The 26608-nt window shown below is 39.1% G+C and carries 23 protein-coding genes, 1 pseudogene and 1 other annotated feature; of the genes and pseudogenes, 23 read left to right on the forward strand and 1 reads right to left on the reverse strand.

All coding sequences use genetic code 11. The features are described 5' to 3' along the window. Window positions 1-130 precede the first annotated feature (130 nt). The 23 genes and pseudogenes from ACAN53_RS03470 to ACAN53_RS03580 all read left to right on the forward strand — a co-directional run bounded on the left by ACAN53_RS03470 (window position 131) and on the right by ACAN53_RS03580 (window position 24719). Window positions 131-409 carry a YlmC/YmxH family sporulation protein gene (locus ACAN53_RS03470; protein ID WP_379967065.1) on the forward strand — a complete coding sequence of 93 codons (279 nt, stop codon included), beginning with the start codon at window positions 131-133 and terminating at the stop codon, window positions 407-409. Between the two features lie 114 nt (window positions 410-523). Then, window positions 524-1336 (forward strand): peptidoglycan editing factor PgeF, encoded by an 813-nt coding sequence (gene pgeF / locus ACAN53_RS03475; protein ID WP_379967068.1) that lies wholly within the window; start codon window positions 524-526, stop codon window positions 1334-1336. Further along, entirely contained in the window at window positions 1333-2001 is a 669-nt protein-coding gene (locus tag ACAN53_RS03480) for a YggS family pyridoxal phosphate-dependent enzyme (RefSeq protein ID WP_379967071.1), read from the forward strand. The genes pgeF and ACAN53_RS03480 overlap by 4 nt, the downstream gene beginning before the upstream one ends. 21 nt (window positions 2002-2022) lie before the next feature. Continuing rightward, the gene (locus ACAN53_RS03485; RefSeq protein ID WP_379967074.1) at window positions 2023-2469 is read left to right on the forward strand and encodes a cell division protein SepF; all 447 of its coding nucleotides are present in this window, start codon (window positions 2023-2025) and stop codon (window positions 2467-2469) included. Window positions 2470-2475: 6 nt separating this feature from the next. Then, window positions 2476-2742: a YggT family protein gene (locus tag ACAN53_RS03490; protein ID WP_379967077.1), complete on the forward strand. Its 267-nt coding sequence runs from the start codon at window positions 2476-2478 to the stop codon at window positions 2740-2742. Between the two features lie 7 nt (window positions 2743-2749). Continuing rightward, on the forward strand, window positions 2750-3523 hold the full coding sequence (locus tag ACAN53_RS03495) for a YlmH family RNA-binding protein (RefSeq protein WP_379967080.1): 774 nt from the start codon (window positions 2750-2752) through the stop codon (window positions 3521-3523). Window positions 3524-3606: 83 nt separating this feature from the next. Then, window positions 3607-4110: a DivIVA domain-containing protein gene (locus ACAN53_RS03500; protein ID WP_379967083.1), complete on the forward strand. Its 504-nt coding sequence runs from the start codon at window positions 3607-3609 to the stop codon at window positions 4108-4110. Between the two features lie 50 nt (window positions 4111-4160). Continuing rightward, window positions 4161-4370, forward strand: a binding site (T-box leader). A gap of 57 nt (window positions 4371-4427) precedes the next feature. Continuing rightward, entirely contained in the window at window positions 4428-7193 is a 2766-nt protein-coding gene (gene ileS, locus ACAN53_RS03505) for an isoleucine--tRNA ligase (RefSeq protein ID WP_379967086.1), read from the forward strand. Between the two features lie 161 nt (window positions 7194-7354). Further along, window positions 7355-7678, forward strand: a complete 324-nt coding sequence (locus ACAN53_RS03510) for a TraR/DksA C4-type zinc finger protein (protein ID WP_379967089.1) — start codon at window positions 7355-7357, stop codon at window positions 7676-7678. 183 nt (window positions 7679-7861) lie between these two features. Continuing rightward, on the forward strand, window positions 7862-8326 hold the full coding sequence (gene lspA / locus ACAN53_RS03515; protein ID WP_379967092.1) for a signal peptidase II: 465 nt from the start codon (window positions 7862-7864) through the stop codon (window positions 8324-8326). Beyond that, window positions 8327-9241, forward strand: a complete 915-nt coding sequence (locus ACAN53_RS03520) for an RluA family pseudouridine synthase (protein ID WP_379967095.1) — start codon at window positions 8327-8329, stop codon at window positions 9239-9241. Window positions 9242-9430: 189 nt separating this feature from the next. Continuing rightward, window positions 9431-9982, forward strand: a complete 552-nt coding sequence (gene pyrR, locus ACAN53_RS03525) for a bifunctional pyr operon transcriptional regulator/uracil phosphoribosyltransferase PyrR (RefSeq protein WP_379967098.1) — start codon at window positions 9431-9433, stop codon at window positions 9980-9982. 179 nt (window positions 9983-10161) lie between these two features. After that, complete coding sequence (locus tag ACAN53_RS03530) at window positions 10162-11433, forward strand: solute carrier family 23 protein (RefSeq protein ID WP_379970246.1); 1272 nt, start codon at window positions 10162-10164, stop codon at window positions 11431-11433. A 171-nt stretch (window positions 11434-11604) separates the two neighbouring features. After that, the gene (locus ACAN53_RS03535) at window positions 11605-12519 is read left to right on the forward strand and encodes an aspartate carbamoyltransferase catalytic subunit (protein ID WP_379967101.1); all 915 of its coding nucleotides are present in this window, start codon (window positions 11605-11607) and stop codon (window positions 12517-12519) included. Continuing rightward, on the forward strand, window positions 12503-13789 hold the full coding sequence (locus tag ACAN53_RS03540) for a dihydroorotase (RefSeq protein WP_379967104.1): 1287 nt from the start codon (window positions 12503-12505) through the stop codon (window positions 13787-13789). Before ACAN53_RS03535 ends, ACAN53_RS03540 begins: the two co-directional genes overlap by 17 nt. After that, window positions 13786-14883, forward strand: a complete 1098-nt coding sequence (locus ACAN53_RS03545) for a carbamoyl phosphate synthase small subunit (protein ID WP_379967107.1) — start codon at window positions 13786-13788, stop codon at window positions 14881-14883. The genes ACAN53_RS03540 and ACAN53_RS03545 overlap by 4 nt, the downstream gene beginning before the upstream one ends. Next, on the forward strand, window positions 14868-18083 hold the full coding sequence (gene carB, locus ACAN53_RS03550) for a carbamoyl-phosphate synthase large subunit (protein WP_379967110.1): 3216 nt from the start codon (window positions 14868-14870) through the stop codon (window positions 18081-18083). The genes ACAN53_RS03545 and carB overlap by 16 nt, the downstream gene beginning before the upstream one ends. After that, window positions 18080-18847, forward strand: coding sequence for a dihydroorotate dehydrogenase electron transfer subunit (locus ACAN53_RS03555; protein WP_379967113.1), 768 nt, complete (start codon window positions 18080-18082; stop codon window positions 18845-18847). The genes carB and ACAN53_RS03555 overlap by 4 nt, the downstream gene beginning before the upstream one ends. Next, window positions 18844-19808, forward strand: a pseudogene (locus tag ACAN53_RS03560) (dihydroorotate dehydrogenase). Before ACAN53_RS03555 ends, ACAN53_RS03560 begins: the two are co-directional and overlap by 4 nt. After that, window positions 19757-20464 (forward strand): orotidine-5'-phosphate decarboxylase, encoded by a 708-nt coding sequence (gene pyrF / locus ACAN53_RS03565; protein ID WP_379967116.1) that lies wholly within the window; start codon window positions 19757-19759, stop codon window positions 20462-20464. Before ACAN53_RS03560 ends, pyrF begins: the two are co-directional and overlap by 52 nt. Beyond that, entirely contained in the window at window positions 20461-21093 is a 633-nt protein-coding gene (gene pyrE / locus ACAN53_RS03570) for an orotate phosphoribosyltransferase (RefSeq protein ID WP_379967119.1), read from the forward strand. The genes pyrF and pyrE overlap by 4 nt, the downstream gene beginning before the upstream one ends. A gap of 377 nt (window positions 21094-21470) precedes the next feature. Then, entirely contained in the window at window positions 21471-22901 is a 1431-nt protein-coding gene (pdxR, locus tag ACAN53_RS03575; protein ID WP_379967122.1) for a MocR-like pyridoxine biosynthesis transcription factor PdxR, read from the forward strand. A gap of 339 nt (window positions 22902-23240) precedes the next feature. Further along, window positions 23241-24719 carry an aminotransferase class I/II-fold pyridoxal phosphate-dependent enzyme gene (locus ACAN53_RS03580; protein WP_379967125.1) on the forward strand — a complete coding sequence of 493 codons (1479 nt, stop codon included), beginning with the start codon at window positions 23241-23243 and terminating at the stop codon, window positions 24717-24719. 80 nt (window positions 24720-24799) lie between these two features. On the opposite strand, the gene ACAN53_RS03585 is transcribed toward ACAN53_RS03580, so the two are convergent. Next, window positions 24800-26509: an Rqc2 family fibronectin-binding protein gene (locus ACAN53_RS03585; RefSeq protein WP_379967128.1), complete on the reverse strand. Its 1710-nt coding sequence runs from the start codon at window positions 26507-26509 to the stop codon at window positions 24800-24802. Window positions 26510-26608: the final 99 nt, after the last annotated feature.

Below are 26608 nucleotides of genomic sequence, written 5' to 3' on the forward strand. Positions count from 1 at the left end.
CCGGCTTTATATCTAATCGGCTTCAGGGATAGACCGTTAATGAGCTATGTTACGTTGGCTCATTAACGGTTTTTCTTTTTCATATGGTATGAACTTGTATCATATACTGATTACAAAGGAGAGGATGCTCATGATACGAATTTCAGATTTCCAATCGAAAGATGTAGTAAATGTATTTGATGGAAAAAAACTTGGAAACATTGGGGATATTGATATCGACGTTATTACTGGGAAAATTCAAGCAATTATTATTGGTAAGCAAGGGAAAATGCTAGGACTATTGCGAAAAGAGGACGAAATTACGATTCCGTGGCGCCAAATTGTGAAAATTGGAGAAGATGTGATTCTTGTTCGCATGCAGATAAGTGAAACGTCTATAAATCCTGCTGTACCTACGACATTTTCCTGAAAAATAATGCAAATTCCTCTTTATTTTATATTGTCATTATGGAAAAATAAAAGTATGGTAAAATAGACAACAAACACCATGCTTTTTTATGCTGAAATAAGGAGCCGTTATATTATGTATGAACCATTTCAAAATAAGGACGGCATATTGTACATTGAAAATTGGGCCGGAGTCACAGCAGGCTTCACGACACGTAAAGGTGGAGTGAGCGAATATCCTTATCATTCTTTAAATGTTGGATTGCACGTGCAGGATCGTCCAGAAGTTGTTCAGGAAAATCGTCGAATCCTTTCAGAAAAACTAACTTTTCCTTTAGAATCATGGGTTTGCTCAGTACAGGTTCATGATAATCATGTGCAAAAAGTAGAAAATGAAGACAAGGGTAAAGGTGTATTTCAATTTGAAGATGGCATTCCTGGCACAGATGGAATTTATACAACGCAGGAAAACGTGTTGTTAACATCCTGTTATGCGGACTGTGTTCCCCTATATTTCTATGCCCCATCCCATCATCTCATTGGACTAGCTCATGCTGGCTGGAAAGGCACTGCAAAGGGAATTGCACTGGAGATGATTCGAAAATGGGGAGAGGATGAGCAAGTTCCTCTTACTAACATAAACGTTGCTATAGGACCGTCTATAGGAGATTGTTGCTATGTTGTCGATGACCGAGTATTAGATTCTATTCAAAAAACGATGCGGAATCCTGTGCCGCATAAAGTTGTATCAGCTGGACAGTATGCTATCAATTTAAAGGAAATAAATCGTCAGTTAGTACTGCAAGCGGGTATACCCGATCAAAACATAGCTGTTTCCTCTCTTTGTACGAGCTGTGAAAAAGATTTGTTTTTTTCACATAGACGTGACGGTGGAAAAACAGGACGTATGATGAGTTTTATCGGTTTTAAGGAGGGGTATGACCGTTGACAGTATTAAATCATTTAGAACATGTGACACATGAAATTGAACAGGCATGCAAAAAAGTAAATCGCTTATCTAGTGAGGTTACAATTATAGCTGTAACAAAAACGGTAGGGGATGAAAAAACAAAGGAAGTACTCCATGCAGGATTAACACATTTAGCAGAAAATCGCGTAGAAGGTTTTTTGCATAAACATGAAGTCTTTGGTCACGAAGCGAGTTGGCATTATATTGGATCGCTTCAAACAAGAAAAGTAAAAGAGATTATAAATAAGATTGATTACTTACATTCGCTTGATCGTATTTCGTTGGCAGAAGAAATTCAAAAACGAGCTGAGAAAACCATTCGTTGTTTCGTGCAGGTGAAAACCTCATCAGAAGAGTCTAAGCATGGTCTAAATCCACAAGAAGCAATTTTGTTTGTGAAGGAATTGGAAGCTTATGATAAAATAAATGTTGTCGGACTTATGACAATGGCACCTTATACGAATAATGAGGATGAGATTCGTTCATGTTTCCATGCTTTAAAGAGCATTCAATCCGAAATACATGCGTTGCACCTGCCATATGCTCCTTGCACAGAATTATCGATGGGTATGTCAAACGACTACACAATTGCTATTGAAGAGGGAGCAACTTTTATACGGTTAGGAACGATATTGGTCGCTTGAGATCGTTGAGGAGGGAAATACATGAGTTGGTCAAAGGTGAAAGATTTTTTCTTTGACACAAATGAGGAGCTAGAGGAGCACAAGCAGTTCGAAATGGAGAGACAGCAACCAGTGGATGACGAGTTACCTATTCAAAAAAATGTGCAAAAACAAAATGTAGTTAGTATTGATAAAGGAAAGAGTTCTTCGAAAGTTGTTTTACTTGAACCGCGAACGTATTCAGAAGCACAAGGCATTGCAGACCAGTTAAAAAGCAGACGTGCTGTTGTCATTAATCTGCAACGGATGGCTAATGATCAGGCGCTACGAATAGTAGATTTTTTAAGCGGGACAGTGTATGCAATTGGTGGGGATATTCAAAAGCTTGGCGTAAAAACATTTATTTGTACTCCAGAAAATGTTGATATTGTGGGAGCAATTACCGAGTTATTAGGAGAAGAAGAAAATTCAAATGTAAAGAGGTGGTAAACCTTCATGTATATCATTCGCGACGTAATAATGACCCTCTTTAGCGTTTATTACTATGCATTAATCGTTTATATCTTTCTATCTTGGTTACCGAGCGCTAGAGAATCTGCTTTCGGTGTTTTCCTTGCCCGTATTTGTGAACCATTTTTAGAGCCGTTTCGCCGAATTATACCAGCAATTGGAATGATTGATATTTCACCTATCGTAGCTATTATTGTACTTCGTTTTGCTCAATCTGGGTTAGATCGAATCTTAACAATGTTTTTAGGGTGATTGACAGATGAGCATTTACGAACACTTCCGTCCAGAAGAAGCTATCTTTGTTGATAAGGTACTGGAATGGAAGGAAGCGGCTGAATTCTATCAGAAATCAAAGTTGACAGATTTCCTTGATCCGAGAGAGCAAAGCATTATAAACACTATTGTAGGTAGTAATGCCGACGCAATTGTTCATTTTTTTGGGGGTTCTCTATTTGCTGAGCGAAAACGAGCTACTATTTGTCCTTCTTATATAGCACCTGAGGAAAATGATTTTTCTCTTCAGGCTTTATCGATTCAATATGCTTCTAAGTTTTATACAATTGAGCATAGACAAGTGTTAGGAACACTTATGTCACTCGGACTAAAGCGTGAGAAATTTGGGGATATACTATTGCAGGATGATACGATTCAGCTTGTAGTTGAGGAAGAAGTTGCTTCCTATCTCCAAACTAATTTGCAGACAATTGGTAAAGCATCGGTAACAGTAGCTACGATTCCTCTTAGTGATTTAATTTTGAGTAGGGAAGAGTGGATAGAGAAGGCAGGAACGGTTTCGTCATTACGTCTAGATGCGTTAGCTTCTGAAATGTTTCACGTATCTAGGCAAAAGCTGCAGCTACTCATCAAAAGTGGACTTGTAAAAGTAAATTGGAAAGTGGTTGAGCATCCTTCTTTTGAGTGTCGAGAAGGAGATGTTATATCAGCACGAGGTTATGGTAGAAGCAAATTGATGGAAATCGGTGGAAAATCGAAACGAGATAAATGGAAAATTGTTTTTGGTTTGCGAAATTAATACATTTTCAGAGGAAATTGTTCTGATCGTGTCGAACAATCCTTTAAAGTGTAATTCTATATAACTACGTGGAGGTGGCGTTCGTGCCCTTAACACCATTGGATATTCATAATAAAGAATTTAACCGTGGCTTTCGTGGATACGACGAAGATCAAGTAAATGAGTTTCTTGATCAAGTAATTAAAGATTATGAGCTCATTATTCGTGAGAAGAAAAAGTTAGAGGATCAAGTCGAAGAATTGCAGCAGAAGCTCGGTCATTTTTCTAGTATTGAAGATACTTTAAATAAATCAATTATCATTGCACAAGAAGCTGCTGAAGATGTGAAGAGGAATGCTCAAAAAGAGGCAAAACTCATTATTCGTGAGGCTGAAAAGAATGCAGATCGAATCATAAACGAAGCATTAGTGAAATCACGTAAGGTAACATTTGATATTGATGAATTAAAGAAACAATCCAAGGTTTTCCGTACAAGATTCCGCATGCTATTAGAAGCACAATTAGATATGTTAAATAATGATGACTGGGATACCCTAATGGAATTAGAACAAGAAGCAGGTTTTGTCAAACAAGGAGATTCAATGTAATCTTGACGTTTTACTCATAATTACATATAATTCTATAACAAATACTTTCGATAAAAACGATGATAGGGACGAGTACTTCTTTTTCTCTGTATAAAGCGAATCGAGGTTGGTGGAAGCTCGAGATACGGAAAAAGAAGGAATATCACCCTGGAGTTCCAGGCTGAACCAAGTAAGCTTTGGCGTATATTCACGTTACGAATATTGAGTGGACTGGTTTAGTCTACAAGGGTGGTACCGCGGGAGACCTTCTCGTCCCTTTTTGGGATGTGTTGGTCTTTTTTTGTTTTTGTCAAAATTATTAAGGAGGAATGAAACAAATGGAGTACAAGGACACACTATTAATGCCGAAAACTGATTTCCCAATGCGTGGTAATTTACCAAAGCGCGAGCCAGCAATGCAAGAGCAGTGGGCTGAAATAAATATGTATAAAAAGGTGCAAGAGCATACAAAAGGAAGACCGCTATTCGTGTTGCATGATGGACCTCCTTATGCAAACGGTGATATTCATATGGGGCATGCTTTAAATAAGGTATTAAAAGATTTTATTGTACGCTATAAATCCATGAGTGGCTATTGTGCGCCATATGTACCAGGCTGGGATACCCACGGATTACCGATTGAACAAGCGCTTACGAATAAAGGGGTAAAGCGGAAGGAAATGTCTGTTGCAGAATTTCGTAAGCTTTGTGCGGAATATGCATATGAACAAGTTGATCGGCAACGTGAGCAATTTATGCGACTTGGTGTTCGAGGCGATTGGCATAACCCCTATATCACATTAAAACCTGAATATGAGGCACAACAAATTCTTGTGTTTGGTGAAATGGCGAAGCATGGCTATATTTACAAAGGACTAAAACCAGTTTATTGGTCTCCTACGAGTGAATCTGCTCTTGCAGAAGCTGAAATCGAATACAAAGACAAAAAGTCAGCTTCTATTTATGTAGCCTTTCATGTAAAGGATGGGAAAGGTGTGTTAGATGGGGATGAGCAATTCATCATTTGGACGACAACACCATGGACAATTCCTGCTAATCTTGGTATTTCAGTACATCCAGATTTAGAGTATAGCGTTGTAAAAGTAAACGATGCAAAATTTATTGTTGCATCAGCACTTTTAGAAGAAGTAACGAAAACTCTTGAATGGGAAGAAACAGAAATTGTAAAAACGGTAAAAGGGTCTGACCTCGAATATGTCGTTGCAAAGCATCCTTTCTACGACCGAGATTCTCTCGTTATGGTTGGAGAGCATGTAACAACAGATGCTGGTACGGGCTGCGTTCATACAGCACCTGGACACGGGGAGGATGACTTTATTGTCGGCCAAAAATACGGTTTAGACGTATTATGTCCGGTTGACGATAAAGGATGTTTAACAGCAGAAGCACCGGGATTTGAAGGCTTGTTCTATGATAAAGCTAATAAAGTTATTACTGAAAAATTAGAAGAAGTTGGCGCATTATTAAAGCTTCAATTCTTTACACACTCTTATCCGCATGATTGGAGAACGAAAAAACCAATTATTTTCCGTGCGACAGCACAGTGGTTTGCATCTATTGCTGCTTTCCGAGAAGAATTATTGCAGGCGGTTCAAGAAACGAAATGGGTACCAGCATGGGGTGAAACAAGATTATTCAATATGGTACGTGATCGCGGAGATTGGTGTATTTCTCGTCAACGTGCTTGGGGTGTTCCGATTCCAGTTTTTTATGCTGAAAATGGAGATCCGATTATTACGGATGAAACAATCACTCACGTATCGAATTTATTCCGTGAACACGGATCGAATGTATGGTTTGAACGTGAAACGAAGGATTTACTTCCAGAAGGATTTACACACCCATCTAGTCCAAATGGTATTTTCAGAAAAGAAACAGACATTATGGATGTTTGGTTTGATTCTGGTTCTTCTCATCAAGCAGTATTAGTAGAACGTGAGGATTTACAACGTCCAGCTGATTTGTATTTAGAAGGCTCCGACCAATATCGTGGATGGTTCAACTCTTCATTATCTACCGCCGTAGCCGTCACTGGTAAGGCACCGTATAAGGGAGTACTCAGCCATGGTTTCGTACTAGACGGTGAAGGTCGTAAGATGAGCAAATCACTTGGTAACATCGTAGCTCCTAAAAAAATTATGGATCAACTTGGTGCAGATATTTTACGTTTATGGGTTGCTTCCGTTGATTATCAAGCAGATGTCCGTATTTCAGATGATATTTTAAAACAAGTTGCGGAAGTATATCGTAAAATTAGAAATACATTCCGTTTCTTATTAGGTAATTTGTTTGATTTTGATCCAGTAGCTAATGAAGTTCCAACTGAGCACCTACGTGAAGTAGATCGTTATATGCTTGCTAAACTAAATGTGTTGATTGAGAAAACAAAGGAAGCATATGAAACGTATGAGTTTGCAGAAATTTTCCACTCTGTGCATAATTTCTGTACGATTGATTTAAGTTCGTTCTATTTAGATTTCGCAAAGGACATTTTGTATATTGAAGCAACAGATCATCCTGATCGTCGTGCAATTCAAACGGTATTATATAAAGTCCTTGTAGCGCTTACAAAGCTAACGAGTCCAATTTTATCGCATACAGCTGATGAAGTGTGGGCGTATGTACCAGGCGTTACAGAAGAAAGTGTACAGCTTACTAATATGCCTGAAACATTGAAAGTAGAAAACAGTGAAGTACTTATGGAAAAATGGGATGCATTTATGCTGTTGCGTAACGATGTATTAAAAGCATTGGAAACGGCACGTAATGAAAAGGTAATTGGTAAATCATTAAATGCGAGCATTACCTTATATCCAACAAAGGATATGCAAGTATTGTTAGCATCCATTACAGAAGATTTGAAGCAACTATTTATCGTTTCTGAATTTAGTGTGGCAGGCTTAATTGACGATGCCCCGTCACATGCACAACGATTCGAACGTACAGCTGTACTTGTGAAACAGGCAGAAGGCGAAACATGTGAACGCTGCTGGATTGTGAGCCCAACTGTTGGACATAATCATGAGCATCCAACACTATGTGATCGATGCGCAACTGTTGTGAATGAGAATTATGTGAAATAAAGTAATACATGATTTGTTAAAGTTAAGAAGCTACCAACAGGTAGCTTCTTTTATTTGGCTTTGAAATTCCCTCAAAAGGAAAAAAGTGTGGCTCGTATTCCATATTATTTTCGGAGATACTAACGTTACACTCGAGAGTTGATGGAGGGAGTGCAGCGTATATGTACCACGATATGAAACGTGAACTTGAATACATGAAACATGAGCTTAAGGCTAGGTTAGCGTGTGAAAATCAATCGGTATATCGCTATGAATGGGGAGAAGAGTTAGCGACTGTAAACAGTGAGGAAGCACGTAAGAAAAAAATTGTGATTCACAATGTGCAAGCGGATTTAGCAGATATTGAGCGTGCTCTCTTTAAACTAGATATCGGTATGTATGGCATTTGTGAAGAAACAGGAGAAAGGCTCACACTCGAACAGCTTCGTATTCTACCTACGGCACGTTGTATGCAAGATTTTTCATATGAAGTATTACGAACTTAAACGGTATGTAGGAATTTTTTTCTATAGCTACTTTGCTAAGAAGTGAAATGTAATGGAATCTTATCCATTTGTTTCACTTTTCTATTTTTCAGCTTTACAACATACTTTGTTGTCTCGTTCATTGTATAAATAGACTAGCTATGCTAAAATTTTGAGGTACACTGTCACTGTGGGGGAGAAATTATGATATATTATGGCATTGCTCTAGCGGTCATCTTAGTAGATCAATTTACGAAATGGCTTATTGTAACGTATATGGAATATGGGGATAGTATATCGATTATTCAAGACGTGTTATACATAACTTCTCATCGAAATAGAGGAGCAGCATGGGGAATGTTGCAAAATCAAATGTGGTTTTTTTACTTAATTACTATTGTGTTTGTGATTGCGATTGTATATTACCTGAAGAAATTTGGAAAACGTGATAAGCTTCTTGGCGTTGCACTTGGGCTTATTTTAGGAGGAGCGTTAGGAAACTTTATAGATCGTGTATTTCGGAAAGAAGTTGTAGACTTCATTCACACGTATATCTTTTCATACAATTTTCCAGTATTTAATGTGGCGGATTCCTCACTCTGTATCGGCGTAGCTCTTTTGTTTATACAGACGCTGATGGAAGGGAAGAAAGCGAAGGAGCAAGAATAAATGGCAGAAACAATACAACTAACAGCAGTAGAGGAACAGAATGGGGAACGAATTGACAGAGTACTTGCGAGTGTAAATGAAGAATGGTCACGTTCTCAAGTACAACAATGGATTAAAGAAGGGATTGTTACCGTTAACGGTACACCAGTAAAGGGAAATTACAAAGTAAAAACAGGTGACGAAATTATCGTACATGTTCCTGATCCGGAGCCATTGGATGTCGTTCCACAAAAGATGGATTTAGATATTTATTATGAAGATTCTGATGTAATTGTCGTTAATAAGCCTCGTGGAATGGTTGTGCATCCCGCAAATGGTCATACAACTGGCACGCTTGTCAACGGTGTATTGTATCATTGTAAGGATTTATCTGGAATCAATGGTGTGATGAGACCGGGAATTGTGCATCGTATTGATAAAGACACATCTGGTTTGTTAATGATAGCTAAAAATGATTTAGCTCATGAGTCGCTTGTAAATCAGCTTGTAGCCAAAACGGTAACAAGACGGTATAAAGCTATTGTTCATGGTGTGATTGAACATGAAACGGGAACGATAGATGCACCCATTGGAAGAGATAAGAACGATCGGCAAAGTATGACAGTTGAGGAAAATGGAAAGCATGCAGTTACCCATTTTCATGTGATTCAACGGTTTCGTGACTATACATTCATTGAATGTAGACTTGAAACTGGACGGACACATCAAATCCGCGTTCATATGAAGTATATTGGATATCCGCTAGCAGGTGATCCGAAATACGGGCCAAAGAAAACGTTGGACATTAATGGGCAAGCTCTTCATGCAGGAATTCTAGGTTTCATACATCCAAGAACTGGGGAGTACCTAGAATTTGAAGCACCGCTTCCACAAGATTTTGAAGATGCACTTGATTACTTACGCAAATCATCTTGACATTTGTCGAAAAAATTGGCATACTAATAACAGTTAAATAAGTCCTTTAACACAGCCCCGTGAGGTTGAGAAGGAGACGGATAAACTGGATTAGGTGACCTTTATCTATATCCAAAAACCTTCTCGCACGGCGGGAAGGTTTTTTTTATGTCCTCCCACTCACATGATGTTTACAATGGAGGTGAATGTATGAAAGAAAAGGCAGTTGTACTAGATGAGCAGATGATACGAAGAGCACTTATTCGTATTAGTCATGAAATCGTAGAACACAATAAAGGCGTAGAGCAATGCGTCCTAGTAGGAATTAAAACAAGAGGAATTTTTCTTGCTAAACGATTAGCACAGCGCATTGAACAGATTGAAGGAACTTCTATTCCGGTTGGTGAACTTGATATTACCATGTACAGAGATGATTTAACATTGCAATCGAAAGATCATGAGCCACTGGTAAAAGGGTCTGATATTCCAGTTTCTATCACAAATCAGAAAATCATTTTGGTTGATGATGTGTTATATACAGGAAGAACCGTAAGAGCGGCACTTGATGCTATTATGGACATTGGGCGGCCTTCTCAAATACAGCTTGCCGTTTTAGTAGATCGTGGTCATCGTGAGCTTCCCATTCGGGCAGATTATATTGGGAAAAATATCCCCACTTCAAAAAACGAAAGAATCGAAGTTGATCTTTCGGAAGTAGATGCGATTGAAAAAGTAAGTATTTATGATAAAGAACCCTTTTAATTGTAGTCCAGAGAGACTGCTAAAGGGTCGTGCTTTCCTATGGATAAGTAGGGGCAAGTATGACTCTTTGTGCAGCTAGCATAAAGAGTTTTTTTATTATCACTACACTCATGCAAAGATAAATTCGCAATACATTATACCTGAATTGGTACTTTCGTATTTCGCGTAGGAGGAGAATAATTATGCAAAAACCAGTATTAGACATCCATGACGTTCCAAGCCCATCTAAGTGGATCTTTCTTAGCATTCAACATTTATTTGCCATGTTTGGTGCTACAGTGCTCGTTCCATTTTTAACAGGGCTATCACCAGCCGTTGCACTCGTTACTAGCGGAATCGGTACGTTAACATTTTTGATTATAACAAAAGGTCAAATGCCATCCTATCTTGGCTCATCTTTCGCTTTTATTGCTCCGATTATTGCAGCTAAGGCAGCGGGAGGTCCTGGATATGCCATGGTAGGAAGTTTTCTAGCAGGTCTTGTCTATGCAATTGTTGCGATTATCATTAAAAAGTCAGGATCCGATTGGATTATCAAGTTACTTCCCCCGATTGTTGTAGGACCTGTTATTATGGTAATAGGGTTATCACTTGCACAAACAGCAGTAAATATGGCAATGAATACAGCTGATGGAAAATATAGTGCGACTCACTTTATTGTTGCACTCGTTACTCTTGCAATCACGATTATACTTTCTATCTTTGGTCGAGGTTTCTTAGGGGTTATTCCAGTGTTAATCGGTATTATTGGCGGTTACATATTTGCTTATTTTCAGGGATTAGTTGACCTACAGCCTGTTTATGCAGCAAAGTGGTTCTCTGTTCCGAACTTTGTTATTCCTTTTGTAAACTATACGCCATCATTTACATGGGAAATAGCGCTCCTTATGGTACCGATAGCGGTAGTAACAATATCAGAACATATCGGTCACCAAGTAGTTCTCGGGAGTATTATTGAACGTGATTTATTTGAAAATCCAGGCTTACATCGCTCTTTATTGGGAGATGGCTTAGCAACAATCATCGCGTCTTTCCTTGGTGGTCCGCCAAGTGTAACATATGGTGAAAATATCGGAGTACTTGCTATTACACGTGCATATAGTGTGTATGTATTCGTCGGGGCTGCGCTTATGGCAATCGTATTCGGCTTCGTTGGGAAAATATCTGCACTAATTAGTAGTATTCCAACTTCCGTAATGGGAGGAATTAGTATCCTCTTGTTCGGGGTTATCGCTTCTAGTGGATTGCGCATGATGGTAGATGAGAAAGTCGATTTTGGAGACAAACGTAATCTAATGATTTCGTCTGTAATTTTAGTCCTTGGAATTGGAGGAGCGGTTCTTAAGATTGGTGCATCGTTCCAAGTCCAAGGGATGGCGCTTGCAGCTATTGTTGGAGTGATCTTGAATGTGATCCTTCCAAAAGATAAAAAGCAACAAACTAGCAAATAATAATAGTATAGAGCATCACCTTTTGTTATAGTTTTTGTGAAACTGAAAAAGGGTGTAACAATCATTTTGGTTTTATACCCTAGTCGAAAAAAGGCTGGGGTATTTTTATTCATATATTGTTATAAATATTCTAAAATGATATGATAAAAAATGAAGAGATGAGGGATTACAATGAACCATTTGTTAACGATAAGTGACTTGTCAGAACGAGAAATTTCTGAAATACTCAAAGATGCCGAAAATTTCAAAAATGGTCATGTGTCAAAAGCAAAGGAACAAACATTTGTTGCGAATTTGTTTTTTGAGCCGAGCACGAGAACTCGTACCAGTTTTGAAGTTGCCCAAAAGAAATTAGGGCTAGACGTTTTAAATTTCTCTGCACAATTCTCTAGCGTTCAAAAGGGGGAGACGTTGTACGATACTCTTCGAACATTGCAGTCAATCGGTGCAAATGCATTTGTTATCCGTCATCCGAAAGATCGATACTTTGAAGAAGTACAGGATAAAATAAAGACTCCAATCATTAATGCAGGTGATGGTTGTGGCAATCATCCTACACAATGTTTGCTGGATTTATTGACAATTTCCCAGGATTTCAAGATCTGGAAAGGATTAAAAGTAGCAATTGTTGGAGATATTCGTCATAGCCGTGTGGCTCGTTCCGATGCTGAAGCACTAACAAAGTTAGGAGCGGAAGTATATTTTGTTAGTCCAGAAGAATGGAAGGACGATTCCAATGTCTTTGGTTCTTATGAAAAATTAGACAATCTAATTCCAGAAGTAGATGTACTCATGCTTTTACGTGTACAGCATGAGCGTCATGACCAATATGCAAAAAATGTAATGAGTCATTATCATGAAAACTTCGGACTTACGGTTGCAAGAGAAAAACGCATGAAGCCAGGTAGTATTATTATGCATCCTGCTCCTGTTAATCGAGGAGTAGAGATTGCAAGTGAACTTGTCGAATGCGATCGTTCTCGGATCTTTAAACAGATGCAAAATGGCGTATTTGTTCGAATGGCTGTGATAAAAAGAGCGTTACCAAGTGTATGGGGAGGGATAGATAATGAGGTACTTGTTTAAAAACGGTTCCTATGTGAATAAAGTGGGTGTAGTGGAACCTATAGATGTATTAGTTAGCGATGGAATCATTGCTAATTTAGATAAGAATATAGTGGATCACGATGCAGAAACGATTGATGTTGCAGGTAAATTGATTGCTCCTGGATTTATTGATGTCCATGTTCATTTACGAGAACCAGGCGGCGAAAAGAAAGAAACAATTGCGACTGGAACATTGGCAGCTGCAAAGGGTGGATTTACAACGGTGTGTGCAATGCCAAATACAAAGCCAGTTCCTGATACAGAAGAACACCTACTTGCACTACAAAATCGAATCAAAGAAACAGCCCATGTTCATGTATTACCCTATGCATCGATTACTATTCGACAAACGGGAACAGAGTTAACGGACTTTACATCCCTAAAGGAGCTTGGGGCTTTTGCGTTCACTGATGACGGAGTAGGGGTTCAATCAGCTGATCAAATGCTACAAGCTATGAAGAAAGCGGCAGATATAAACATGCCAATAGTAGCACATTGTGAGGACAATTCCCTTATCCATAAGGGATGTGTTCATGAGGGAGTTTTTTCAAAAAAACATGAATTAAACGGAATCCCTTCTGTTTGCGAATCGGTACAAATTGCCCGTGACGTACTTTTAGCAGAAGCGACAGGCTGCCATTATCATGTTTGCCATATTAGTACGAAAGAATCGGTACGTGTTGTTCGCGATGCAAAGAAAGCCGGGATTCACGTTACAGCAGAAGTCACGCCGCATCATTTACTTTTATGTGACGAAGATATTCCGTCCCTCGATACAAACTATAAGATGAATCCACCGCTTAGAGGAATTGCTGACCGAGCGGCCTTAATCGAAGGTTTACTTGATGGGACAATTGATATAATAGCTACAGACCATGCCCCGCATACTGCGGAAGAAAAAGCAAAAGGGATGCTTCTTGCACCGTTTGGTATTGTTGGCTCAGAAACTGCGTTTCCACTGCTTTACACTCACTTTGTTGAAACAGGAATCCTTTCTCTTGGGCAGCTTATTGGGCTCATGTCAGAAAAGCCTGCTGATACGTTTGGGTTAAGTGCAGGTCGCCTAGAGATAGGAAAGACAGCAGATTTTACAATTATTGATTTAGAAAAAGAACAGGAAATAGATCCAGCAACCTTTGTTTCAAAAGGAAAAAATACACCTTTTGTGGGATGGAAATGCAAAGGATGGCCTGTAATGACACTTGTAGATGGTAAAATTGCTTGGCGAAAGGAGAGTGTGTTCTCATGAAAAGACAGCTAATATTAGAAGATGGTACCGTTTTTGTTGGGGAAGCATTTGGCGGTGATATTGAAAAATCGGGAGAGGTAGTATTCCATACTGGTATGACGGGGTATCAAGAGATTTTGTCTGATCCTTCCTACTGTAATCAAATTGTTACACTCACCTATCCGCTTATAGGAAATTACGGCATAAGCAGAGATGACTTTGAATCTATTAATCCTTCTATTAATGGTTTAATCGTAAAGGAATTATGTGAATATCCATCCAATTTCCGCAGTGAGAAGACCGTTGACGAATATTTGCGTGAACGACATATACCAGGTTTATCAGGTATTGATACGAGAAAGTTAACGAAAATTATACGCGAGCACGGAACATTGAAGGGTCGCCTTTGCGATATGGAGGGAGATACGCACTATATCGTAAGTAAGCTAAAAGCAACTGTATTTACAGATCATGTGAAACGTGTTTCAACAAAGGATCCGTATCCAAGTCCAGGACGTGGATACCGCGTAGTTCTTGTTGATTTTGGAATGAAACATGGCATTTTACGAGAATTGAATAATCGAAATTGTGATGTCATAGTTGTACCGTATGACACTACAAGCACAGAAATTTTGCGATTACATCCCGACGGAATTATGCTAAGCAATGGACCAGGAGATCCGAAGGAAGTACCACAAGCAATTGAAATGATACAAGATATCATCGGAAAAGTTCCGATTTTTGGTATCTGTCTTGGCCATCAGTTGTTTTCACTTGCATGCGGAGCAGATACTGTGAAAATGAAATTTGGTCATCATGGTTCAAATCATCCAGTTAAACATTTAGAAACGGGTAAGGTAACCATTACTTCACAAAACCATGGCTATACAGTGGAAAAAGAATCGATTGTAAATACACCACTTGAAATTACACATCTAGCTTTAAATGATGGAACAGTAGAAGGAGTTCGTCATACTTCGGCGCCTGCTTTCACTGTACAATATCATCCAGAGGCTTCACCAGGACCAGAAGATGCAAACAGCTTGTTCGATCAATTTTTACTAATGATCAAGAATGGGAAGAAGGAAGGAGAACAACTATGCCAAAACGCTTAGACATTCAAACCATACTAGTTGTTGGATCAGGTCCGATTGTAATTGGGCAGGCAGCAGAATTTGATTATTCTGGTACGCAAGCATGCCAATCTTTAAGAGAAGAAGGCTACAAAGTCATTCTCGTTAATTCAAATCCAGCTACAATTATGACTGATACAGCGACTGCTGATAAAGTATACATTGAACCACTCACCGTTGAATTTGTAAGTCGTATTATTCGGAAAGAACGCCCAGATGCCATTTTGCCTACATTAGGGGGGCAAACAGCCTTAAATATGGCAGTTCAATTGGCTGAATCAGGTGTACTTGAAGAATGCGGCGTTGAAATATTAGGCACTAAGCTTTCTGCGATTCAACAAGCAGAGGATCGTGAATTATTTAAGAATTTAATGCAAGAAATGAACGAGCCGATACCTGAAAGTACGATTATCCATACTTTAAAAGAAGCAGAGGAGTTTGTAGATAAGATCGGTTATCCGGTTATTGTACGACCTGCGTTTACTTTAGGAGGAACAGGCGGAGGTATTTGTAGCGATAAGGCAGAACTTGTAGAAATTGTGCTGAGCGGATTGAAGCACAGCCCAGTAACACAATGTTTACTCGAAAAAAGTATTGCTGGTTTAAAAGAAATTGAATATGAAGTGATGCGCGATAGTAATGATAACGCGATTGTTGTATGTAACATGGAGAACTTTGATCCAGTTGGTGTACATACAGGTGATTCCATCGTTGTGGCTCCAAGCCAAACGCTAAGTGATCGTGAGTATCAAATGTTACGTAATACGTCATTGCAAATTATTCGTAAGTTAGGAATTGAAGGGGGCTGCAATGTTCAGCTTGCTCTTGATCCCTATAGCTTCCAATACTATGTAATTGAAGTGAATCCACGCGTAAGCCGTTCTTCGGCACTTGCATCTAAAGCAACTGGTTATCCGATTGCCAAGCTTGCTGCTAAAATCGCAGTTGGACTTACGCTAGATGAAATTGTTAATCCAGTAACTAAAACGACGTTTGCTTGTTTTGAGCCATCATTAGACTACGTTGTTTCAAAAATTCCTCGCTGGCCGTTTGATAAATTTGAATCGGCTAACCGATTATTAGGAACACAAATGAAGGCAACTGGTGAAGTAATGGCGATTGGCCGAAATATGGAAGAATCTCTTCTAAAAGCTGTTCGGTCGTTAGAACTTGGTGTGTATCATCTAGAAATGGATCATCTCAAGACACTCGATAAAGAAACAATGAAAAAACGGATTGAAAAAGCCGATGATGAGCGTGTATTTATCATCGCAGAAGCGATCCGTCAAGGTGTTACAAAAGAAGAAATCCACAATTGGAGTAAAATCGATTACTTCTTCTTACAAAAAATTGAAAATATTATTAAGATGGAACAAAAACTTCTTGACCATAAAGATGACTTAACTGTGCTAGAAGCTGCGAAAAAAATGGGCTTTAGTGATCGTTATCTTGCATCTGTTTGGGATAAAAAAGAGCAGGATTTGTATGACCTTCGGAAAAAGGAAAATATTGTACCTGTATACAAAATGGTAGACACATGTGCAGCGGAATTCGAATCTTCTACCCCTTACTACTACAGCACATACGAAGATGAGAATGAGTCAATACGTAGTGATCGCAAGAGTGTAATCGTACTTGGAAGTGGTCCAATTCGTATCGGACAAGGAATTGAGTTTGACTATGCAACCGTTCATTCTGTATGGGCCATTAAAGAAGCCGGTTATGAAGCGATTATTATTAATAATAATCCAGAAACTGTTTCAACAGATTTCAGTATTTCTGACAAACTATATTTTGAACCGCTTACGGTTGAAGATGTTATGCATGTCATTGACTTAGAGCAACCAGAAGGGGTAATTGTACAGTTTGGTGGTCAGACGGCAATTAACTTAGCATCTAGTCTGCAAGAACGCGGTGTGAAAATTTTAGGAACATCATTAGAAGACTTAGACCGTGCAGAAGACCGGAATAAATTTGAAACAACATTGAGACAACTAGGTATTCCGCAGCCACTAGGTAAAACTGCAACAGCTGTGGATGAAGCAGTGGCGATTGCAGAACATATTGGGTATCCTGTTCTTGTTCGTCCTTCTTATGTGCTTGGTGGTCGTGCAATGGAAATTGTATACCATAAGGAAGAACTTCTATACTACATGAAAAATGCTGTTAAAGTTCATGCGGAACATCCTGTTTTAATCGATCGCTACATGATCGGGAAAGAGATAGAAGTAGATGCGATTTCTGATGGAATCGACGTGTATATTCCAGGAATAATGGAGCATATTGAGCGTGCAGGCGTTCACTCTGGGGATTCGATTGGTGTGTATCCTCCGCAAAGCCTAGCTGCAGACATTAAAGAAAAAATTATTCAGCATACGATTTCCTTGGCAAAAGGACTTAATATAATTGGTCTACTTAATATTCAGTTCGTTGTATACCGTAACGAAGTGTATGTTATTGAGGTAAATCCAAGATCAAGCCGGACGGTACCGTTCTTAAGTAAAATTACAAATGTGCCGATGGCAAATATCGCTACAAAAGTAATACTTGGAAAATCCCTTGCAGAGCTTGGTTATTCCACTGGTTATCACCCGGAGAGCAAAGAAGTGTTTGTCAAAGCTCCAGTATTCTCGTTTGCGAAGCTTCGCTCTGTTGATACGACTCTCGGACCTGAAATGAAGTCTACGGGAGAGGTAATGGGTAAGGATTTAACATTAGAAAAGGCATTGTATAAAGGTCTTGTCGCTTCTGGTATTCATATTCCGACTCATGGATCTGTGATTATTACAGTTGCTGATAAAGACAAGGAGGAAGCAACTGAAATTGCGAGACGCTTCCATGAAATCGGTTATAACATATTAGCAACAGACGGCACTGCGAAAATGCTTATGCAGCATGCCATACCTGCACAAGTCGTAAATAAAATTGATTCAGAGGATTATAATTTACTTGATATTATTCGACAAGGAAAAGCACAATTTGTTATTAATACGCTTACGAAGGGTAAGCAGCCTGCACGGGATGGCTTCCGTATTCGCCGTGAATCAGTAGAAAACGGAGTAGCCTGCTTGACATCCCTTGACACCACCAAGGCAATTCTTGGCGTACTCGAATCGATGACATTTTCAGCAATAGAAATGAAGGAAACGTCTTTACATCATCATGAGGTGGTTCATTCATGATACAAAAAGAAATGATGAGAGTAATCAGCCAGAAAGAAATTGCACCGAGTATATTTGAACTTATTTTAAAAGGAACGATGGTACAACAAATGCAAGAACCTGGGCAGTTTGTTCATGTGAAAGTAGCAGAGGGTCATTCTCCTCTGCTACGTCGCCCTATAAGTATTTGTAATGTTGACAAAGATAAGAACGAATTTACAATGTTATATCGTGCGGATGGAAGTGGGACTAAGCTTCTTTCAGACAAAAAGGCAGATGATCTTGTGGATGTACTTGGACCGCTAGGACATGGGTTTCCAGTATCTGCTGTTCAAAAAGGACAAACAGCGTGTTTAGTAGGTGGAGGGATTGGTGTGCCACCGCTATACGAATTATCTAAACAGCTTTGTGCAAATGGTGTGAAGGTTATACATGTGCTTGGTTTTGCAACAAAAGAGGCTGTCTTTTATGAAGAACAATTTGCTGCATTAGGAGAAACCTATGTTGCAACTGTTGACGGTTCGTATGGAACAAAGGGGTTTGTTACATCGATTACAGAAAAAGTAGATTTTGATAGTATGTTTGCATGTGGTCCAACGGTGATGCTAAAAGCCCTTGAGACAATGTACAGAGATCGTGAACTGTATCTTTCGCTTGAAGAGAGAATGGGCTGCGGAATTGGTGCTTGTTTTGCGTGTGTTTGTCATGTAAATGAAAACAATACATCCTATAAAAAGGTGTGTAGTGACGGTCCAGTCTTCCGAGTAGGGGAGGTCGTATTATGAATCCATTGCAAGTAGAACTTCCAGGCCTTTCTCTCAAAAATCCCGTGATGCCGGCATCCGGCTGCTTTGGATTTGGACGTGAATATGCGAAGTTGTATGATCTTAGTGTTCTAGGATCAATTATGATTAAGGCAACGACTGCTGAACCGAGATTTGGGAATCCTACACCACGCGTTGCTGAAACACCAGCAGGAATGTTAAACGCAATTGGACTTCAAAACCCAGGTCTAGAAAAGGTTATACAGGAAGAATTAGCATGGCTATCTTCCTTTGATGTACCAATTATTGCAAATGTCGCAGGGTCACAGACAGAAGATTATGTGGAAGTGGCAAAGCAAATTTCGAAGGTCGGCAATGTACATGCGCTTGAGCTAAACATATCTTGTCCAAACGTGAAAACTGGTGGAATTGCATTTGGAACGGTACCAGAGATTGCGGCTGAATTAACACGGAAAGTAAAAGCTGTTTCGGAAGTCCCTGTCTATGTGAAGCTATCTCCTAATGTGACCAATATTGTTGATATTGCTAAGGCGATTGAAGCAGCAGGAGCAGACGGGTTAACGATGATTAATACATTACTTGGCATGCGGATTGATCTTAAGTCTGGCAAGCCTATTTTGGCAAATACGACGGGTGGATTATCGGGTCCAGCTATTAAACCTGTGGCACTACGTATGATTTATGAGGTGAGTCAAGCGGTAAACATTCCAATTATCGGAATGGGCGGTATTGAAACAGCAGAGGATGTAGTGGAATTTTTCTACGCTGGCGCAAGTGCGGTCGCAGTGGGAACAGCAAATTTCGTAGATCCGTATGTATGTCCAACTATTATTGAAAATCTTCCACATGTACTAGACCGGCTTGGATTCGATCATATTTCAGAGTGCAGAGGAAGGAGCTGGAAGAAAAATGTCACAATCGCTCATCATCGCTCTTGATTTTCCAAGTAAAACAGAAGTAGAATCGTTTCTTTCCCATTTTGACGAGGAATTGTATGTGAAGGTTGGTATGGAGCTTTTTTACAAAGAAGGTCCATCAATTATTACGTATTTAAAAGAAAAAGGTCACCATATTTTTTTGGATTTAAAGCTTCACGATATTCCGAACACTGTGAAAAGTGCGATGCGCAATCTTGCAAGTCTCGGTGTCGATATGGTTAATGTTCATGCTGCTGGTGGTAGCAAGATGATGCAAGCAGCTTTGCAAGGATTAGAGGAAGGTGCGGCCGGAAGAACCCGGCCGATTTGTATAGCCGTTACGCAGCTTACGAGTACGTCGCAAGCAATGATGAATGAGGAGATATGGATTGACAAATCTCTAGAAGATACCGTGTCACACTATGCAGCTTTAGCAAAAGAAAGTGGGATGGACGGAGTAGTATGCTCAGCACTTGAGGTACCTACCATTCAGAGAGTGTGCAAAGCTGACTTTGTAACAGTCACACCAGGTATTCGTCTTTCAGGTGACGTGAATGATCAAGTTCGCGTTGCTACGCCAAAGCTAGCACGTAAATTAGGCTCTCATTATATTGTAGTGGGACGGAGTATTACAAAAGCAGATGATCCGTATAAAGCGTACGAAATGGTGAAAAAGCAATGGGAGGATCTTGATATATGAAAAAGGAAATAGCATCACATTTATTAGATATCGGAGCGGTGTTTTTACAACCAAATGAGCCGTTTACTTGGTCATCAGGTATGAAGTCGCCCATTTATTGTGATAACCGTCTAACTCTTTCTTATCCAAAAGTAAGAAAGGATATTGCACGCGGCTTGCAGCAACTTATTGTGACTCACTTTCCAGACGCAGAAGTAATAGCAGGAACATCAACAGCTGGCATTCCTCATGCGGCATGGGTAAGTGAATTGATGAATGCACCAATGTGCTATGTTCGTAGCAAAGCGAAGGAACATGGAAAAGGAAATCAAATAGAAGGTAAGGTAACAGCAGGTCAGAAGGTAGTTGTCGTGGAAGACTTAATTTCTACTGGCGGTAGTGTTATTACATGTGTCGATGCGCTGCGCGAAGCTGGATGCGAAGTAGTAGGTGTTGTATCGATCTTTACATACGAACTAGAAGCAGGGAAAGAAAAGTTGAAAGCAGCAAATATTGAAGCATACTCGTTAAGTGATTATTCTTCCCTTATTGAAGTTGCTAATGAACAAGGAATCATTTCTGCTGTGGATCGCGAGAAATTACAAGCATGGCGTCGTAATCCAGCAGATGAGGCTTGGATGAACATATAGAAAGCTACTGCGTTGCCATTTATACGATGATCGAACATGAAAATAGACTGGGACAGAAATTCTTGATTTTTCGAGATTTCTGTTTGGCAGTCTATTTTTCGTTGTTTTCCTGCTCTGTTCATACTGATTCTAATAGCTTTAATTCAGTATGAATAATAGATATACTACTGTTTAAAAGGGGAATTAAACAGTTTTTTGAAAAGTGGATGGGTAAAAAAATCCGTAATTGGATGGTTGCTTTTTAAAATTTTTCTTTATTATTAGTAGTAAATAGACAAAAAAGTATTTTTACAATGCAAGCATTAGAAACTGCTACTTCTCTATGGATTCCCTTCACGATTGCTTCATAAATAATGAATAGTTAGGATGAATGTTTAATGGAGTGGAAACCCAATCGTGTCGATAAGAAGCCGATTTATAAACAAATTGCAGAATATATTGAACAGGGTATTTCTTCTGGAATATATTCTCCAGACAGTTTGTTACCATCGGAACGCACCTTGGCAAAAGAATTACAAGTCAATCGCAGCACAGTCGTAAATGCCTATGAGGAATTACAATCGCTCGGGATTGTAGACCGGAAAAAAGGAAGCGGGACACGTGTAAGTACTAATATATGGGGAATATCACATAAACGTATTCCAAATTGGGGGCGTTATGTAGAAGATGGTTCTTTTCTTCCCAGTCAGCCTTTGGTACAAAGAATTCGGACAGAAACACAAACGGAACATCTAATTAATTTAGCTAGTGGGGAATTGGCACAAAATTTGTTTCCGCTTGATCAATTTCGTACGATTCTACGAAGCCAGCCATTTCTAGGAAATTTAGGATACGATCATCCCCAAGGAAATGAAATGTTAAGGGAAACCATTTCATCTCATGTGAAAGAATATAAGAATATAGAAACGAGTCCTTCTTCTATTCTTATTACATCTGGTGCTCAGCAAGCCCTACATCTCATTGTGCAGTGTTTACTTAAACCGGGAGATGCGGTTGCCATTGAGGACCCGTCCTATTGCTTTTCTCTTCCAATATTTCAATCTGCTGGGCTAAAAACGTTTCGTTTGCCTGTGGATCAGCATGGTATGAATCCAGATGACCTAATAGAACTGCATCGGAAGCATCGAATCCGAATGATCTTTTTAAATCCGGATTATCAAAATCCAACGGGAACTGTCCTTTCTTACACACGCCGTAAGAAAATCCTAGAACTTTCATCTGAATTCGGTATTCCAATTATAGAAGACGATCCGTATAGTTTAACTTCATATAATGGGGAAGTGCAGGCTACCTTAAAATCTATGGATTACAACGGAAATGTTCTATACATCAGTTCCTTATCAAAAATCGTAGCATCAGGCCTTAGAATTGGGTGGGTAATCGGTCCTTCATCGGTTATTATGCGACTTGCAGATGCAAAACAACAGGTGGATTTTGGACATAGCATTTTCCCTCAATGGGTAGCAAATCAATTTATGGAATCAAGAAATTTTGATACACATATTCAGATGCTTCGAAAGGAGCTTAAACGTCGGAGAGACCAAATGACATCCAGTCTTCGTGAATTAGTAGGAGACCAAACTGAATTTTTTATACCAGAAGGTGGAATCCATTTGTGGTGTAAGATAAACGGTGCAATTGACGAATATAAGCTACTGGAAGAAGCTATGAAGGAAGGAGTTGCATTTGTCCCTGGAAGTATTTTAGGTTCGAAAAAGGGATATGTACGTTTCACCTATGGAAGAGGGGAACTGACCGGAATCCATGAAGGGATTTTTCGATTTTCGAAGGCTTTGAAAAGGATGTAATAAAGTGAAACTTCCATCAGTGGGGGTCTTACTGCCCGTTAATGCGGGATAAATCAAGAAAGTAGAAGTTATGTATCATTTGTAAAAGATAAGAAAGGGGGGATTCTAAATGCCAAAGTGGTTACACAATACACTTTTCATTCTTATTCAAGTGGTTACGATGGGATGTGTGGCTCATGGTCTGGAATGGAAAAAATAATTAATAATTAAAATTAATCAAGAAGAAGGAGATAGGATTCTATTTGACTCTATCTCCTTCTTTTATTGAGTCCTTGTTTGTTTATGAAGGAAAATACATGTAAAAAACGTTATAGATAGATTAAGAGGTGAATAGTAATCATGTGTTCTCAATTTAACACACCATTGTTTACCGCTCTTGTAGAACATGCAAAGAAAAATCCAATTCAATTCCATATTCCTGGTCATAAAAAAGGAAATGGCATGGATCCTGAATTTAGAGATTTTATAGGTGACAATGCACTTTCTATTGATTTAATAAACATCGGTCCTTTAGATGATTTACATCAGCCAAAAGGAATCATTAAACAAGCTCAAGATTTAGCTGCTACTGCATTTGGTGCTGATTATACTTTCTTTTCTATTCAAGGGACGAGCAGTGCTATTATGGCAATGGTGATGAGCGTTTGCGGACCCGATGATAAAATTGTTGTACCACGTAATGTGCATAAATCTATCATGAGCGCAATTATCTTTTCAGGTGCAATCCCAATATTTATTCATCCAGAGGTTGATTCTAATTTAGGAATATCACATGGGATTACGCCTGAATCTGTAGAAATGACATTGAAACAACATCCTGATGTGAGAGCAGTGCTAGTAATTAATCCAACCTATTATGGAATAGCTGGAGACCTAATAAAAATTGTAGATATTGCTCATTCACGAAATATTCCAGTGCTTGTAGATGAAGCACATGGGGCTCATCTTCAGTTTCATGATGCCCTTCCTCTTTCGGCTATGCAGGCAGGTGCTGATATGGCTGCAACTAGTGTGCATAAACTTGGCGGATCATTAACGCAAAGCTCGATTTTGAATGTACGTGGGAATTTAATTTCAGCAAGCCATGTGCAAGCTGTTTTAAGTATGCTGACCACAACGTCCACGTCATACTTATTACTTGCTTCTTTAGATGCAGCGAGAAGATTGTTAGCAACGAAAGGTAATATTCTTTTAGAAAATACGATCCGTTTAGCAGAACAAACTCGTGATCTTATTAATGAAATTGATAATCTATATTGTGTTGGACGTGAAATTTTGGGGACAGAGGCAGCATTTGCTATGGATCCTACCAAGCTCCTTATCTCAGTAAAAAATCTTGGGATTACTGGGTATGATGTAGAAGTATGGCTTCGTGAAAGGTTTCATATTGAGGTTGAATTATCTGATCTTTATAATATCCTTTGTATTATCACAAATGGTGATACGGAAGAAGACTTGCGAACGCTTGTCCATGCATTAAAGGAACTTTCAGATGAATGTAGCGACCTTAGAGATATTCATATAGATGCGCCTGTTTTATTGCCGAGCATACCGGTACTTGCCTTAACTCCACGTGATGCATTTTATGCAGAAACCGAAGTAATTCCATTTGAAGAATCAGCTGGTAGAATTATTGCTGAATTTGTTATGGTGTATCCCCCAGGTATTCCTATTTTCATCCCGGGTGAAATGATAACGGAAGAAAATCTACTATACACGAGAAGAAATCTGGAAGCCGGTCTTCCTGTTAAAGGTGCAGAAGATTATGAATTGCAATCATTACGTGTAATAAAAGAACATAAACATCCCGTTGGCTAAGTAGAGAAGTATACGATTTTATGAATCAGAACGAAATAAACGGATAGAAGCTCTATTTTGAGAGATTCTATCCGTTTATTTTATTTTTTTAATCGCATAACAATGTCTGCTTCCGGAGTAACATACACGGTTTGTTGATGATCGTATGTCACGAAACCAAGCTTACCTCCGCTTGGTTTTTTAACATATCGGATTTTCGTAAAGTCAACTGGTACGGAGCTTGAATGTTTTGCTTTGCTAAAGTAAGCAGCAAGCGTAGCTGCTTCTAAAATAGTTTGTTCACTCGGCTCTGTTGCTCGTATCAGAACATGAGAACCTGGTATATCCTTCGTATGAAGCCATATTTCGTCCCGGCGCGCAAAGCGGTGCGTTAAGTATTCGTTTTGTTTATTATTCTTACCGATTACAACTTCTGTTCCATCACTGGACGTATAGAAATCAAGAATGGGCTTGCTAACGCTCTTTTTCTTCATTTTTTGTGCTCGTTTGCGTATATATCCTTCTTCAGCTAACTCTTCCCGAATTTCTTCTATGTCCTTTTGAGAAGCTGATTCCATCTGCTGGAGCAGGCCTTCAAAATATAAAATTTCTTCCTTCGTTTTTTCGATTTGTTCCATCACGACGGTTACAGAGTTCTTCGCTTTCTGGTATTTGTGAAAATAGGCTTGTGCATTCTCTGATGGCGTTTTTAATGGATTTAAAGAAATGGAGATAGTAGCATTTTGTTCGTCATAATAATTGCTAACTTCCGCAACCTTGTCTCCTTTTCGTATGGCATAAATATTTGCCGTTATCAATTCACCAAGCAGCTGATAATGGTCAGCCTTTTCTGCACTTTGTAACGTTGCTTGTAACTTCAGTAATTTCTTCTCATTTTTCGCTAATTCATTTTGCATAAACTTTTCTAAATCATGCGCTTGCTGCTTTACACGATCACGGTTATCTTTACTAAAGAAAAAACGATCTAACAGCTCGCCTAACGTTGCAAATTCCTTCACTTCTCCTGTTAGATGGGTAAGAGGTAACATATAGAAATATTCCTTGTTACCCGATACAACCATTGTCGGTGTATACTGGTGGTTCTTTAGTTTTTCTAATGTTTGGAAGAAGGAATTTTCCAAGGCTGTTTCGTTTGCTAACCCAGCTAATGAAAGGATTTCCTTCGTTAATAGAGGAGACATTCCGGAAAATGAAGCAACTAGTTGTTTGTCCATTTTACCTGCTAAAAAATCAAGTGGTTTGAGAAGGTCTTCCTTTGATTCAATCCGTAACGGATTTTGTTTATGCTGCGATGGTGGAGCAATGTAAGTTCCTCCAGCATAAACAGTTCGATATCGATTTACGTTGGCAGAGATGTGTTTTAAACTGTCTAATATTGTGTTGGTATTCGTTTCTACTAAAATGATGTTACTATGGCGTCCCATAATTTCAATAATTAACGTTTTGAGCGATTCATCGCCAATTTCATTTCGGCTCCTTACCTTAATATGTACAATTCGCTCAAGCTCATCTTGCCAAACTTCTTCTATAATACCTCCTTCTAAATGCTTTCGAAGAAGCATACAAAACATAGGGGGGGAAGAAGGCGTATCGTAGTTTTGAGTGGTAAAGTGCATTCTAGCATAGGTAGGATGTGCTGAGAGAAGCAGCTTACAATTTTTTCTTTGAGAGCGAATGTGTAAAAGAAGCTCGTATTTGGATGGCTGATATATTTTTGAAATCCGTCCGGATAAAAGTGGCTCCGCTATTTCATGAACAATGGCTCTAGTAAATAATCCATCAAAGGACATAGTTGTTTTCCTCCTTTGCAATTCCAACTAATGTTTTATTATAGCATGTTTTAGGACGAGTCTGAATATGCTGTCAGTAGAGAAGAGAAGCTGAGGTGA

The organism is Ectobacillus soli (assembly GCF_042610425.1).
Classification (GTDB): domain Bacteria; phylum Bacillota; class Bacilli; order Bacillales; family Bacillaceae_G; genus Ectobacillus.